Consider the following 14159-nt stretch of genomic DNA (forward strand, 5'->3'; position numbering starts at 1 on the left):
GCGTCCGACCGCCACGAGCGGGGCCGGACCGGTCCTCCGTCAGGCGTGCGCGGCGTCGAACTGGCGGAGCTCCTTCTTCAGCTCGTTGAGCTCGTCGCGCAGGCGGGCGGCCACCTCGAACTGCAGTTCGCGGGCGGCGGCGAGCATCTGCTCGTTCATCTGGGTGATGAGGTCGGCCAGCTCGGCCCGGGGCAGGCCCTGCACGTCGATCGCTCCGGCCTTGCCCTTGCCGCCGGCCTTCTTCGACGACAGACCCGGCACCGGCGCCTTGCCCCGCGACTGCTGCCGGCCGGAACCGCCCAGCAGCTCGGTGGCGCCCTCGGAGTCCTCGGCCTCGCGGTAGATGCCGTCGAGGATGTCGACGATCTTCTTGCGCAGCGGCTGCGGGTCGATGCCGCGCTCGGTGTTGTAGGCGATCTGCTTCTCGCGCCGGCGGCTGGTCTCGTCGATCGCCTGCGCCATCGACGGGGTGATCTTGTCGGCGTACATGTGCACCTGGCCGGAGACGTTGCGCGCGGCCCGCCCGATCGTCTGGATCAGCGAGGTGCCCGACCGGAGGAAGCCTTCCTTGTCCGCGTCGAGGATCGCCACCAGCGAGACCTCGGGCAGGTCGAGCCCCTCGCGCAGCAGGTTGATCCCGACCAGCACGTCGTACTCGCCCTGCCGGAGCTCGCGCAGGAGCTCGACCCGGCGGAGGGTGTCGACCTCCGAGTGCAGGTAGCGGACCTTGATGCCCAGCTCGAGCAGGTAGTCGGTGAGGTCCTCGGACATCTTCTTGGTCAGCGTCGTGACCAGGATCCGCTCGTCCTTCTCCGTGCGGACGCGGATCTCGTGGACGAGATCGTCGATCTGGCCCTTGGTCGGCTTGACCACGACCTCCGGGTCGATGAGCCCGGTCGGGCGGATTACCTGCTCGACGACGTCGCCCTGGACCCGGCCCAGCTCGTAGGGGCCCGGGGTGGCCGACAGGTAGACGGTCTGCCCGATCCGGTCGGTGAACTCCTCCCACTTCAGCGGGCGGTTGTCCATCGCCGAGGGCAGCCGGAAACCGTGCTCGACGAGCGTCCGCTTGCGGCTCATGTCCCCCTCGTACATGCCGCCGATCTGCGGGACGGTCACGTGCGACTCGTCGACGACGAGCAGGAAGTCGTCGGGGAAGTAGTCGATGAGGCAGGCACCGGCGCTGCCCGGGGTGCGTCCGTCGATGTGCCGGGAGTAGTTCTCGATGCCCGAGCAGAACCCGACCTGGCGCATCATCTCGATGTCGTAGGTGGTGCGCATGCGCAGCCGCTGCGCCTCCAGGAGCTTGCCCTGCCTGTCCAGCTCGGCCAGCCGCTGCTCGAGCTCCGCCTCGATCGTGGCGATCGCCCGCTCCATGCGGTCGGGACCCGCCACGTAGTGGCTGGCCGGGAAGACGAACAGCTCCTCGACCTCGCGGACCACCTCACCGGTGAGCGGGTGCAGGTAGTACAGCCGCTCGACCTCGTCGCCGAACATCTCGATCCGGACGGCGAGCTCCTCGTAGACCGGGAACACCTCGATGGTGTCGCCCCGGACCCGGAAGGTGCCGCGGGTGAACGACAGGTCGTTGCGGGTGTACTGCTCGGTGACCAGGGTGCGCAGCAGCTCGTCGCGGTCGCGCTCCTCCCCCACCCCGATCTTCAGCGCCCGCTCGACGTACTCCTGCGGCGTGCCCAGGCCGTAGATGCAGGACACGGTGGAGACCACGACGACGTCGCGGCGGGTGAGCAGGCTGTTGGTGGCCGAGTGCCGCAGCCGCTCGACCTCCTCGTTGATCGACGAGTCCTTCTCGATGTAGGTGTCGGTCTGCGGGACGTAGGCCTCGGGCTGGTAGTAGTCGTAGTACGACACGAAGTACTCGACCGCCGCGTCGGGCATCAGCTCGCGGAACTCGTTGGCCAGCTGGGCGGCGAGGGTCTTGTTCGGCGCCATCACCAGCGTCGGGCGCTGCACCTGCTCGATCAGCCAGGCCGTCGTCGCCGACTTGCCGGTACCGGTGGCCCCGAGCAGGACGACGTCCTTCTCACCGGCGTTCACCCGCTCGGCGAGGGCCTTGATCGCCGCCGGCTGGTCGCCCGAGGGCTCGAAGTCGCTGACGACGCGGAAACGCCCCTGGGTGGGCCGGAGATCGGTGGTCGTGCGCACGGCGTCGACGGTACGTCGGCGGTGTGACAGAAGCCGTCGCGAGCGCTCCGGTGCGACCTCTGGTGCCCCCGGGACGGCGGCGGCAGGGCGGGTACTTGTCTCCTCCGCCGGCCACCCCTAGCGTGCCTGGTCGCAGGAGCGGTCACCACCCGGGGCCAGCGCCACCCGGCAGCTCGCCGGGCGAGGTCGGCCCCCGGGGCCTCCCGTTCCCGGTCCCACCTCCGGGCGGGCCTGCGCACGACGCCCCCTGCGGCCCTGCCGCGGGGGGCGTCGTCGCGCCGGGCGTGGTCGTCGCGCCGCGCGGGACCACGGGGACCGCCGGGGCGAGGCGGAGACGTGCGGCACGTCCAGGTGTGGCGGGGCCCCCGGGCGGGCAACGGGTGTCAGACGACCGTCCGGACCCGGTCGCGCCAGCACACGCCCGGGTCACCGCCCTCAGCACCGGGGCGCCCTGCGCAGGAGGAACACCCCACGATGACCCAGGTATGGCCCGGTAGTGCCTACCCTCTCGGCGCCACGTACGACGGCACCGGCACCAACTTCGCGATCTTCAGCGAGGTGGCCGAGAAGGTCGAGCTGTGCCTGTTCGACGAGCAGGGCAACGAGGAGCGCATCCGGCTCCCCGAGATGGACGGCTACGTCTGGCACGCGTTCCTCCCCGGCATCCACCCGGGCCAGAAGTACGGCTTCCGCGTGCACGGCCCCTACGACCCGGCCCAGGGGCTGCGCTGCAACCCCACCAAGCTGCTGCTCGACCCCTACGCGAAGGCGATCGACGGGCAGATCGACTGGGACCCGTCGGTCTTCGGCTACGACTTCGAGACCAAGGAGCGCAACGACGAGGACTCCGCGGCGCACATGCCCAAGTCCGTCGTCGTCAACCCGTTCTTCGACTGGGGCGTGGACCGGCCGCCGAGGACGCCCTACAACAGGACGGTCATCTACGAGGCCCACGTCAAGGGCCTGACGATGACGAACCCGCGCATCCCGGAGAACCTCCGCGGCACCTACGCCGGCGTCGCGCACCCGGCGACGATCGAGCACCTGCACGACCTGGGGATCACCGCCATCGAGTTGCTCCCGGTGCACCAGTTCGTCCAGGACGACACCCTGCAGCAGAAGGGCCTGCGCAACTACTGGGGCTACAACACGATCGGCTTCTTCGCCCCGCACAACGAGTACGCCAGCGACACCACCGCCGGGCAGCACGTCCTGGAGTTCAAGGGCATGGTGCGGGCCCTGCACGAGGCGGGCATCGAGGTCATCCTCGACGTCGTCTACAACCACACCGCCGAGGGCAACCACAACGGCCCGACGCTGTCGTTCCGCGGGATCGACAACCGGACGTACTACAAGCTCGTCGAGGGCGACGAGCGGTACTACATGGACTTCACCGGCACCGGGAACACCCTCAACGTCCGGACGCCACAGTCGCTGCAGCTGATCATGGACTCGCTGCGGTACTGGGTCACCGAGATGCACGTCGACGGCTTCCGGTTCGATCTCGCCTCGTCCCTGGCCCGCGAGCTGCACGCCGTCGACCGGCTGGCGACCTTCTTCGACCTCGTCCACCAGGACCCGGTCGTCAGCCAGGTCAAGCTGATCGCCGAGCCCTGGGACGTCGGCGAAGGCGGCTACCAGGTCGGCAACTTCCCGGCCCTGTGGACCGAGTGGAACGGCAAGTACCGCGACACCGTCCGCGACTTCTGGCGCGGCGAGGGCGGCACGATCGGCGAGTTCGCCGACCGGATCTCCGGGTCCTCCGACCTGTACCAGCACTCGGGCCGGCGGCCGGTGGCCAGCATCAACTTCGTGACCGCCCATGACGGCTTCACCATGCGCGACCTCGTGTCCTACAACGAGAAGCACAACGAGGCCAACGGCGAGGACAACAACGACGGCGAGAGCCACAACCGCAGCTGGAACTGCGGGGTCGAGGGCGAGACCGACGACCCCGACGTGCTGGCCTGCCGGGCCCGCCAGCAGCGCAACTTCATCGCCACCCTGATGCTCAGCCAGGGAGTGCCGATGCTCCTGCACGGCGACGAGCTCGGCCGCAGCCAGAGGGGCAACAACAACGGCTACTGCCAGGACTCCGAACTCACCTGGATCGACTGGGACAACGTCGACGAGGGCCTGCTGGAGTTCACCAGGAAGGTCACCAAGCTCCGCTCCGACCACCCGACGTTCCGCCGTCGCCGGTTCTTCCACGGCCGACCGGTCCGCCGCGGGCTGGGCGACCCGGTGCCCGACATCGCCTGGCTCGCCCCGTCCGGGGAGGAGATGGCCGACGAGGACTGGGACGCCGCCTACGCCAAGTCGCTGGCGGTCTACCTCAACGGCGTCGGGATCCGGGAGACCGACGAGCGCGGCGAGTACGTCTCCGACGACCACTTCTACCTGGCGTTCAACGCCTCGCACGAGCCGATCGAGTTCACGCTGCCCAGCGACGACTACTCGCGGACCTGGACGCCGGTGCTCGACACCGCCGAGATGCACGAGGTGGAGCCGGTCGAGGTGAAGCCCGGCGAGACGGTCACCGTGCAGGGCCGCTCGATCGTCGTCCTGACGGGTCCTGCGCAGTGACCCAGCCCGTCCGGGTGCCCGGTGGTGAACGGCGCCGCGGCACCCCGTCGTCGACCTACCGGCTGCAGGTACACGCCGGCTTCCCGCTCCAGGACGCCGCCGAGGTCGCGGGCTACCTCGCCGACCTCGGGGTCACCCACGCCTACTCCTCGCCGTTGCTGCGCTCGGCGGAGGGCAGCAACCACGGCTACGACACCGTGGACCACGCCCACGTCGACGAGGCGCGCGGCGGGCAGGCCGGCTTCGACCGGTTCGTGGCGGCGCTGCACGAGCACGGCCTCGGTCTGGTGCTCGACCTGGTGCCGAACCACATGGGCGTCGACGACCCGGCCGCCGCCCGCTGGTGGTGGGACGTGCTGCAGCACGGCCGGGACAGCGCGCACGCGGCGGCGTTCGACATCGACTGGGAGTTCGGCGGCGGGAAGGTCCGCATCCCCGTGCTCGGGTCCGCGGACGACGTCGAGAAGCTCGAAGTGGCCGACGGGGAGCTCCGCTACTACGACAACCGGTTCCCCATCGCGCCCGGCACCGGTGAGGGGACGCCGCAGGAGGTGCACGCCCGGCAGCACTACGAGCTGGTCGACTGGCGCCGCGCCGACTCCGACCTCAACTACCGGCGGTTCTTCGCGATCAACACCCTGGCCGGCCTGCGGGTGGAGGACCCCGCAGTCTTCGGCGCGACGCACGAGCTGGTGCTGCGGTTCGTGCGCGACGGCGCCGTCGACGGGCTGCGGATCGACCACCCGGACGGGCTGGCCGACCCGAAGGGCTACCTGGACCGGCTCGCCCAGGCCTCGGACCACCGGTGGACGGTCGTGGAGAAGATCCTCGAGCCCGGTGAGGACCTCCCGGAGAGCTGGGCGACGGCGGGGACGACCGGCTACGACGCCCTCGCCGAGGTCGACGCGGTGCTCGTCGACCCGGCCGGCGAGCCGGCGTTCACCGCGCTGGACACCGAGCTGGCCGGCACGCGGGTCGACTACGAGCAGCTCGTGCACGACTGCAAGCGCGAGGTCACCGACGGGATGCTCGGCTCGGAGGTCGCCCGGCTCGTCCGCGTGATCGGCGAGCTGCCGGGCGTCGGCGTCGCCCAGCAGACCGAAGCGCTGGCCGAGCTGCTGGCCGCCTTCCCCGTCTACCGCAGCTACCTGCCCGACGGCCGCGTGCACCTGGACGCCACCGTCGCCGCCGTCCGTGACCGCCGCCCGGACCTGGTCCCGGCGGTCGACGCGCTGCACCCCGTGCTCTCCGCGTCGGGGTCGGAGGCGGCGACCCGGTTCGAGCAGACCAGTGGCCCGGTCATGGCCAAGGGCGTGGAGGACACCGCCTATTACCGGTATGCCCGGTTCGCGGCGCTCAACGAGGTGGGCGGGGACCCGGCGCACTTCGGCGGCACGGTCGCCGGGTTCCACGAGGCCCAGCGACGCCGGCTGGAGAAGCGGCCGCGGTCGATGACGACGCTGTCCACGCACGACACCAAGCGCAGCGAGGACGTGCGCGCGCGGCTGGCCGTGCTCGCCGAGATCCCCGACGAGTGGGCGCGGCTGGTCCGCGGCTGGATCCTCCGCCACCCGCTGGGCGACCCGTCGCTGGCCCACCTGGTGTGGCAGAACCTGGTGGGTGCGTGGCCGCTCTCCCGGGAGCGGGCGCACGCCTACGCGGAGAAGGCCGCCCGCGAGGCCGGCACCGCCACCACCTGGACCGATCCCGACCAGGAGTTCGAGCAGCGGCTGCACGCGCTGGTCGACGCCGCCTACGACGACCCGGCGACGAACGCGGAGATCGACGCCCTGGTCGTCCGGATCGCCCCGCTGGGGTGGTCGAACTCGCTGAGCCAGAAGCTGCTCCAGCTGACGATGCCCGGCGTCCCCGACGTCTACCAGGGCACCGAGCTGTGGGACTTCTCGCTGGTCGACCCGGACAACCGCCGCCCGGTCGACTACGCGATGCGCCGGAAGCTGCTGGCCGCGCTCGACGCCGGCGAGGTCCCGGCCGTCGACGAGACCGGCGCGGCGAAGCTCCTGGTCACCTCGCGGGTGCTGCGGGCGCGGCGGGACCGTCCCGAGTGGTTCACCGGGTACGAGCCCGTGGCGGTGACCGGATCGGGCGCCGATCACGTGGTGGCCTACGACCGGGGCGGTGTCGTCGTCGTGGCGACCCGCCTGCCCGCCGGCCTCGCCGGCCAGGGCTGGGGCGACACCGCGCTGCAGCTGCCCAACGGCGCCTGGCGCGACCTGTTCACCGGCGAGCGGGCGGTCTCCGACGCCGCCGGCGTCGCCGTGGCCGGCGTGCTCGGCCGCCTGCCGGTGGCCCTGCTCGTCCGCGGCTGACGGCTACCGGCCGACCTCCGCCGCCAGCCGCCGCCGGCGCTCCGGCGGCAGCTGGCGCCGGTCGAGGTCGAGCAGCGCACCCTCGAGCGCCCACAGCAGGTTCCTCGTCGGACGCGCGCCGGCGGCGACGCGCGGCGGTAGGCCTCCGCCGCGCCGAGCGCGTCGAGCTGCGCGCGGGTCTCGATCCCGGCGGCCAGCAGCATCCGCCCGCCGGCCGGCCCCCGGTTCTGCAGGTCGCGCAGCCGATCGGGCACCGGCCTCCTCCCGTCAGAAGCGGATGGCGTCGATGACCTTGGCGCGGACGGCGATGATCGCCGGCAGCAGCCCGGCCAGGGCCCCGACCGCGGTCGCGGCGATCATCCCCTCGACCGCCGCGGCGACCGGGAAGCCCGGGGTGTCGGCCAGCGGGATGCCGTCGTTGAGCAGCCGCTCCAGCGGCAGTGCACGCACCAGCACGATCGCCGCCCCGACGGCGGCCACCCCCGCCAGGGCCGTCGCGCAGACGCTCTCCAGCATGACCGCGGAGAAGATCCGCCCCGAGGTGGCCCCGAAGCTGCGCCGCACCCCGATCTCCCGGATCCGCTGCCGGACCGTGACCAGGCCGATGTTGAGCACTCCCAGCCCGCCCAGGACGAGCACCACGATCCCGGCGCCGCGGATGGCCAGCCGGAGCATCGCGAGCGTCTCCTCCATCCCGGAGGCGTCCTGCCGGTAGGCGTCCACCTGCACACCGTCGAGCGCCAGGCCGAGGTCGTGCGTCACCGTCTCCATGACCTGCTCGGCCTGCTCCGGCGACACCCAGAGCTCGAGGGTGCTCGGCCCGCCGTACATCCCGGCCATCGGGTCCGCCGTGCCCGCGTCGTCCCACGGCGCCCCGGACCGGTCCACCCGGTAGGCGATCAGGTCCGACCCGTAGCCCTCGCGGACGACGCCGACGATGGTGGCCCGCACGGGGGTCGGCCCGCCGAGGACGACGGTCGGCCGCGACGACAGGTCGGGAACGCCGAGCGCCTCCAGGAAGCTCTCGTTCACCACGAGCGCCGGCGAGAGGCTGGTCCGGTCGCCCTCGCGGAACCAGCGTCCCTCGATCGGCTCCCTGCGGTGCAGCTCCCCGTAGGACGGGGAGACCCGCATGGTCTGCACCCGCTGCGTGCCTCCGGGAAGCCGGAACAGGCCCTCCCCGTAGGAGACGGTGGCGGCGGTCGAGATGCCGTAGCGCTCGGTCAGGTCCGTGACCGCGGCGTCCCACCGCCCGGCGTCCGGAGGCATCCCGGTCATCGAGTCGTAGGCGCTCACCGCGACCGTCGCCGGCCGGCCGGATCCGCGTTCCGCGCTCTCCTGCTGCACCTGGGCGACGATCAGGCCGAGGGCGGTGACGGTGGTCATGGCGAAGACGGCGAGGAACACCCCGACCAGGGACAGGACGACCCGGGCCTTGTGCACCCGCACCTCGTCCCACCCCTCCGCGAGGGCCCCCAGGACGCCGGTCACGTGGTGCCCCGGTCCGACGTCGCGGCGCCCAGCGCACCGGCCTCGACCAGCGGGGAGAGCCGGCCGGCGTCCAGCCGGAAGCGGCGGCCGGCGAGGGCGGCGACGGACAGGTCGTGGGTGATGGTCACCAGCGCCGCACCGTTCTCCGCCGCCGCCTCGGCGAGCAGGGCCATCACCTGCGCCCCGGTCTCGACGTCCAGGGCCCCGGTCGGCTCGTCGGCGAGGACGACGCGCGGCGAGCGGACCAGTGCCCGGGCGATCGCCACGCGCTGCTGCTCGCCGCCGGACAGCCGTTCGGGCACCTGGTCGGCGCGCGCACCGAGACCGACCCGGTCGAGCATCTCGCGCGCCGTCCGCCGCCGGTGCAGGTAGTCGCGACCGCGGGCGTAGAGCAACGGCGCCGCCACGTTCTCCGCGGCGGTGCGCCGGGGCAGCAGGTTGAACTGCTGGAAGACGAAACCGAACACCTCGCCGCGCAGCCGCGAGCGTCGCCGGGCGCGGAGCCGGACGGTGGGCTCCCCGTCGAGCAGGTACCGCCCCTCCGTGGGGCTGTCCAGCAGCCCGAGGATGTTGAGCAGGGTGGACTTCCCCGACCCGGACCGCCCCACGATCGAGACGTGCTCGCCGGGTGCGATCTCGAGGTCCACGCCGGTCAGGATCGGCAGGACGCTGCCGTCGGGCAGGTCGACCCGCCGGCTGATCCCGCTGAGCGACAGCAGGCTCATCCGTAGGGCCCGCCCGTCATCTGGTCCTGGACGCTGTCGTCGGGCACCGGCACGAACTGGAGGATCTGCTCGCCCTCGGCCAGGCCCTCGCGGACCTCGATCTGCTCGCCGTCGGTGAGCCCGAGCGCCACGGCCCGCTGCTCCTCCGCGCCGTCCGCGCCGACGACCCAGACGTTGCCCTGCTGCACCGAACCCTGCACGGCGGTCACGGGCACGACGAGGACGTCCTCGGCGGTGCCGGCGGAGACCGCGACGGTGGCCCCCATGCCCGCGAACACCGTGACGTCCGGCGGCACTGCGCAGCGGGCGGTGGTCCCCCCGGTCGAGGGCGGCGCCATCGGATCGCCACCCGCGCCGCCGTCGGGGCTCGGACCGGTCGCCGCGCCCAGCACGAGCCCGGTGCAGGTGAACGGGGCCGGCCCGCCCTGGACGGTCACCTCCGCCGTGGACGGCGGCGCCAGCAGGCGGAACTGCTCGGCCTGGGTGAGCGGTGCGGTGACCGAGAGCGTGCCCGGGGAGATCTGCCCGATCGTGTCGCCGACCGCGACCACCTGGTCGACCAGCACGTCGAGTTCCGCGAGCGTGCCCGCGCTCGGGGCCGGCACCGTCACGGTGCGGACCTTCGGCGGCCGCGGGGTGGACGTGGGGTTGCCCTCGGCGTCGGTTCCGGTGACCGGTGGCTGCTCCTCCTCGAAGCGCACCTCCAGGACGGGCTGTCCGGCCGTCACCGCCGAACCGGTCGCGACGAGGATCCGGCGGACGGTGCCCGCGGCCGTCGCCTTCACCGCGACCGGGGCGTCGGCGACCACGGTCCCGCTCACCGTGACGGTGTTGGCGACGCTCCCCCTCGCCACCGGGATCGGCGGCGAGGCCAGATCCAGCGTGGGCGCGCCCGGCCCCGAGCCGGCCGCGGTGTCCCCGGCGCCGCCCCGGAAGGCGAGCACGACCAGCGCCACGGCGATCACCGCCCAGACGACCAGCCGCAGCGCGGGGAACGCGATGGTGCGAACAGCGCCCACGGGCGACCTCCGGCGGATGGGGTACTCAGTGGTACCGGTGTGGCGGGACGATAGCGCGTGATCGGCCCCCTGCTCGCCGTTCGGTGTGCGGCGCGCGGCGTCCGGGCGGATCCGGGGTGAGAAGGGTTGACCAGCGGTGTCGCGGGCAGAATCCGTCCGCCCCCCGCCGTCCCCCTCATCGGAGGCTCCCGCATGCCCGCTCCCGTCGAGTTCGCCGTCTGGGCGCCCCTGCCCGGACGCGTCCGAGTGCAGGTCGACGGCGCCGTCCACGAGATGCGACGGGACGACGGCGGCTGGTGGCGCGCCGAGATCGAGGCGGGCCCGGACGCCGACTACGGCTTCCTGCTCGGCGACGACGACACACCCCGTCCCGACCCGCGCTCCCGCCGGCAGCCCGAGGGCGTGCACGGCCTCTCCCGCCGGTTCGACCCGGCGGCCCACGAGTGGGGCGACGACGCCTGGACCGGGCGCCCGCTGGCCGGCGGCTCCGTCTACGAGATGCACGTGGGCACCTTCACGCCCGAGGGCACCCTCGACGCGGCGATCGGCCGGCTGGGCCACCTCGTGCGCCTCGGCGTCGACTTCGTCGAACTGCTGCCGGTCAACGCCTTCGACGGAACCCACAACTGGGGCTACGACGGCGTGCTCTGGTACGCCGTGCAGGAGTCCTACGGCGGGCCGGAGGCCTACCAGCGCTTCGTCGACGCCTGCCACCAGCAGGGCCTGGGGGTGATCCAGGACGTCGTCTACAACCACCTCGGCCCGTCGGGCAACTACCTGCCGATGTTCATGCCGATCTTCAGCGAGGGCGGGGCGAACACCTGGGGCGAGTCGGTCAACCTCAGCGGACCGGATTCCGACGAGGTGCGCCGCTACATCATCGACAACGCGCTGATGTGGCTGCGCGACATGCACGTCGACGGCCTGCGGCTCGACGCCGTGCACGCGCTGGTCGACGAGCGGGCCACGCACGTGCTCGAGGAGATGGCCCAGGAGGTCGACCGGCTGTCGGTGGCCGTCCGGCGGCCGCTCACCCTCATCGCCGAGAGCGACCTGAACGACCCCCGGATGGTCACGCCGCGCATCGCCGGCGGCCTCGGGCTGGCCGCCCAGTGGAGCGACGACTTCCACCACGCCCTGCACGCGACGCTCACCGGCGAGGGGCAGGGCTACTACGCCGACTTCGCCGACGCCGGGCCGGCCGGGCTGGCCAAGACGCTCACCGGCGCCTACTTCCACGACGGCGCGTGGTCCAGCTTCCGCCGCCGGCACCACGGCCGGCCGGTCGACACCGCCTACCTGCCCGGCTGGAAGTTCCTGGCCTACCTGCAGGACCACGACCAGATCGGCAACCGCGCGGTCGGCGACCGCATCTCGGCGTCCCTCTCCCCCGGCCTCCTCGCGGTCGGCGCCACGGTCCTGCTGACCAGCCCGTTCACGCCCATGCTCTTCATGGGCGAGGAGTGGGGGGCGAGCACGCCCTGGCAGTTCTTCACCAGCCACACCGACCCAGACATCGGGCGGGCGACGGCCGAAGGGCGCAAGGGGGAGTTCGCCGAGCACGGCTGGGATGCCGACGAGGTGCCCGACCCGCAGGACCCGGAGACCTTCACCCGCTCGAAGCTGGACTGGTCCGAGCTCGCCCGGGAGCCGCACGACCGGTTGCTCGCCGTGCACCGGACGCTGCTGGCCCTCCGCCGGGCCCACCCCGACCTCGCGGACCCGGACCTGGCCGCCGTGGAGGTCGACCTGGACGACGCGGAGCGCTGGCTGGTCGTGCACCGCGGCACCCTGCGCGTGGCGGTGAACCTCGCCGGCGAGCCGCGGGAGATCGACCTGGACCGCCCCGTGGGCGAGATCCTCTTCGCGACGGCCGAACTGCCCGCCGTGGACGGCGCGACCGTGACCCTCCCGCCGGAGAGCGCGACCGTCCTCAGCACCCGCTGACGTGCGGCGACTGCTCCCCGGGCCCGGCGCCGACGACGCCCCGCTCGACGACGACGCCCTGGTCGAGGCCTACCGCTGCCCGTCCGGGCGCTGGCTGCGGATGGACTTCATCGCCTCGCTCGACGGCGCCATCACCGTCGGCGGGGTGAGCGAGGGGCTGGGCTCCCCCGGTGACCGCCGGGTCTTCCGGGTGCTGCGCGCGCTGGCCGACGTCGTCCTCGTCGGGCACGGCACCGCCTCGGCCGAGGGCTACCGGCCCGTGCTGGCGAACTCCGCCGTCGGGCGGCTGCGCACCCGGCTCGGCCGGCCGCCGACCGCACCGGTCGCGGTCGTCTCCCGCCGGGCGTCGCTGGACCCGGCGAGCGGACTGGTCACCGAAGCCGTCTCCCCCACGATCCTGGTCACCTGCGCGGCGGCCGACCCGACCCGCCGCGCGGCGCTGGCCGACGCCGGGGCGACCGTGCTGGTGTGCGGGGACGACGACGTCGACCTCCCGGCCGCGCTCGGCGCGCTCGCCGAGCGCGGGGTGGAGCAGGTGACGTGCGAGGGCGGCCCGCAACTGCTGCGCACCGCCCTGGCCGCCGGCGTCGTCGACGAGCTCGACCTGTCCCTCTCGCCGGCCCTGGTCGGCGGCGAGACCCGGCTGCTCGACCGGGCGCTCCCCGGCCCGGCGCGGCTGACGCTGCGCCAGGTGCTCGAGGAGGACGGCATGCTCTTCACCCGCTACGACGTCGGGCGCCCCGAGCCCCGGCCGTGACGGTGCCCGATCCCGTGTCCGGTCGGCCCGAGACTGCTTGACTGACCGGCATGGACCTCCCCGTGCAGCCGCCGGTGAAGCCGATGCTGGCCAAGGCCGTGACCACGATCCCCACCGGTGACGAGTGGTTCTACGAGCCGAAGTGGGACGGGTTCCGCTGCATCGTCTTCCGGGACGGCGACGAGGTGGAGCTGGGCAGCCGCAACGAGCGGCCGCTCACCCGCTACTTCCCCGACGTGGTCGCCGCGGTGAAGGAACAGCTCCCGGAGCGGTGCGTGGTCGACGGCGAGATCATCGTGCCGCGCGGGGACCGGCTGCACTTCGAGTCGCTCCTGCAGCGCATCCACCCGGCACAGTCGCGGGTCGCGCTGCTGGCCGAGGAGACCCCGGCCTCGTTCGTCGCCTTCGATCTGCTGGCGCTCGGCGACGAGTCGCTGCTCGACCAGCCGTTCGCCCGGCGCCAGGAGCGGCTGCGCACCGTCCTCGCCGGGGCGACGTCACCGGTGCACGTCACCGCGATCAGCCGCGACGCGGACACCGCCCGGCGCTGGTTCGACACCTTCGAGGGCGCGGGCCTCGACGGCGTCGTCGCCAAGAACGGCACGCTGCCGTACGGGCCGGACCAGCGGCTGATGGCCAAGATCAAGCACGTGCGGACGGCGGACTGCGTCGTCGCCGGCTTCCGCTGGCACAAGAGCGGGCCGATCGTCGGCTCGCTGCTGCTCGGGCTGTACGACGACGCCGGCGAGCTCCAGCACATCGGCGTCGCCGCCTCCTTCCCGATGAAGCGCCGCGCCGAGCTGGTCGAGGAGCTGGCGCCGTACCGGGCCGAGGCGCTCGACGGCCATCCGTGGCAGGACTGGGCCAACGCCGAGACCGGCTCCGACGGCGGTCACCGCATGCCCGGGGCGGTCAGCAGGTGGAACGCGAAGAAGGACCTCTCGTGGGTGCCGCTGCGGCCCGAGCTGGTCGTCGAGATCAAGTACGACCAGCTCGAGGGGCGTCGACTTCGTCACACGGGGCACTTCCTGCGCTGGCGCCCCGACCGGGACCCCCGCAGCTGCACGTACGACCAGCTCGACGTGCCCGTTCGCTACGACCTGGCCGAGGTCCTCGACGGCTGATCGCCCGGCTGCGG

At 73.0% G+C, this 14159-nt stretch carries 9 protein-coding genes and 2 pseudogenes; 5 read left to right on the forward strand and 6 right to left on the reverse strand.

Features of this window, described 5'->3' with window-relative positions:
• Positions 1-39: 39 nt before the first annotated feature.
• Positions 40-2166: an excinuclease ABC subunit UvrB gene (gene uvrB / locus ABDB74_RS12845; RefSeq protein WP_346618991.1), complete on the reverse strand. Its 2127-nt coding sequence runs from the start codon at positions 2164-2166 to the stop codon at positions 40-42.
• 474 nt (positions 2167-2640) lie between these two features.
• Here uvrB and glgX point away from each other — a divergent pair, with 474 nt between their 5' ends.
• On the forward strand, positions 2641-4752 hold the full coding sequence (glgX, locus tag ABDB74_RS12850) for a glycogen debranching protein GlgX (protein ID WP_346618993.1): 2112 nt from the start codon (positions 2641-2643) through the stop codon (positions 4750-4752).
• Positions 4749-7082, forward strand: coding sequence for a malto-oligosyltrehalose synthase (gene treY, locus ABDB74_RS12855; RefSeq protein WP_346618994.1), 2334 nt, complete (start codon positions 4749-4751; stop codon positions 7080-7082). The genes glgX and treY overlap by 4 nt, the downstream gene beginning before the upstream one ends.
• Positions 7083-7085: 3 nt before the next feature.
• Here the strand turns inward: treY and ABDB74_RS20705 are convergent.
• The 5 genes and pseudogenes from ABDB74_RS20705 to ABDB74_RS12870 all read right to left on the reverse strand — a co-directional run.
• Positions 7086-7190, reverse strand: a pseudogene (locus ABDB74_RS20705) (TfoX/Sxy family DNA transformation protein); the annotation flags it as partial.
• A 35-nt stretch (positions 7191-7225) separates the two neighbouring features.
• Positions 7226-7336 (reverse strand): annotated as a pseudogene (locus ABDB74_RS20710) (TfoX/Sxy family DNA transformation protein); the annotation flags it as partial.
• Positions 7337-7349: 13 nt separating this feature from the next.
• Positions 7350-8573 carry an ABC transporter permease gene (locus ABDB74_RS12860; protein WP_346618995.1) on the reverse strand — a complete coding sequence of 408 codons (1224 nt, stop codon included), beginning with the start codon at positions 8571-8573 and terminating at the stop codon, positions 7350-7352.
• Complete coding sequence (locus tag ABDB74_RS12865; RefSeq protein WP_346618997.1) at positions 8570-9298, reverse strand: ABC transporter ATP-binding protein; 729 nt, start codon at positions 9296-9298, stop codon at positions 8570-8572. The genes ABDB74_RS12860 and ABDB74_RS12865 overlap by 4 nt, the downstream gene beginning before the upstream one ends.
• A complete protein-coding gene (locus ABDB74_RS12870) occupies positions 9295-10317 on the reverse strand; it encodes an HlyD family efflux transporter periplasmic adaptor subunit (protein WP_346618999.1) in 1023 nt (340 codons plus the stop codon). The genes ABDB74_RS12865 and ABDB74_RS12870 overlap by 4 nt, the downstream gene beginning before the upstream one ends.
• 192 nt (positions 10318-10509) lie before the next feature.
• Between ABDB74_RS12870 and treZ the strand changes: the two genes are divergently transcribed.
• The 3 genes from treZ to ABDB74_RS12885 are packed head-to-tail and all read left to right on the forward strand — an operon-like array spanning position 10510 to position 14145.
• The gene (gene treZ, locus ABDB74_RS12875; protein WP_346619001.1) at positions 10510-12264 is read left to right on the forward strand and encodes a malto-oligosyltrehalose trehalohydrolase; all 1755 of its coding nucleotides are present in this window, start codon (positions 10510-10512) and stop codon (positions 12262-12264) included.
• 1 nt (position 12265) lies between these two features.
• Positions 12266-13021, forward strand: coding sequence for a dihydrofolate reductase family protein (locus ABDB74_RS12880; RefSeq protein WP_346619002.1), 756 nt, complete (start codon positions 12266-12268; stop codon positions 13019-13021).
• A 50-nt stretch (positions 13022-13071) separates the two neighbouring features.
• Positions 13072-14145, forward strand: a complete 1074-nt coding sequence (locus tag ABDB74_RS12885; protein ID WP_346619004.1) for an ATP-dependent DNA ligase — start codon at positions 13072-13074, stop codon at positions 14143-14145.
• Positions 14146-14159: the final 14 nt, after the last annotated feature.

Origin of the sequence: Blastococcus sp. HT6-4, assembly GCF_039679125.1 — a bacterium.
GTDB classification, from domain to species: domain Bacteria; phylum Actinomycetota; class Actinomycetes; order Mycobacteriales; family Geodermatophilaceae; genus Blastococcus; species Blastococcus montanus.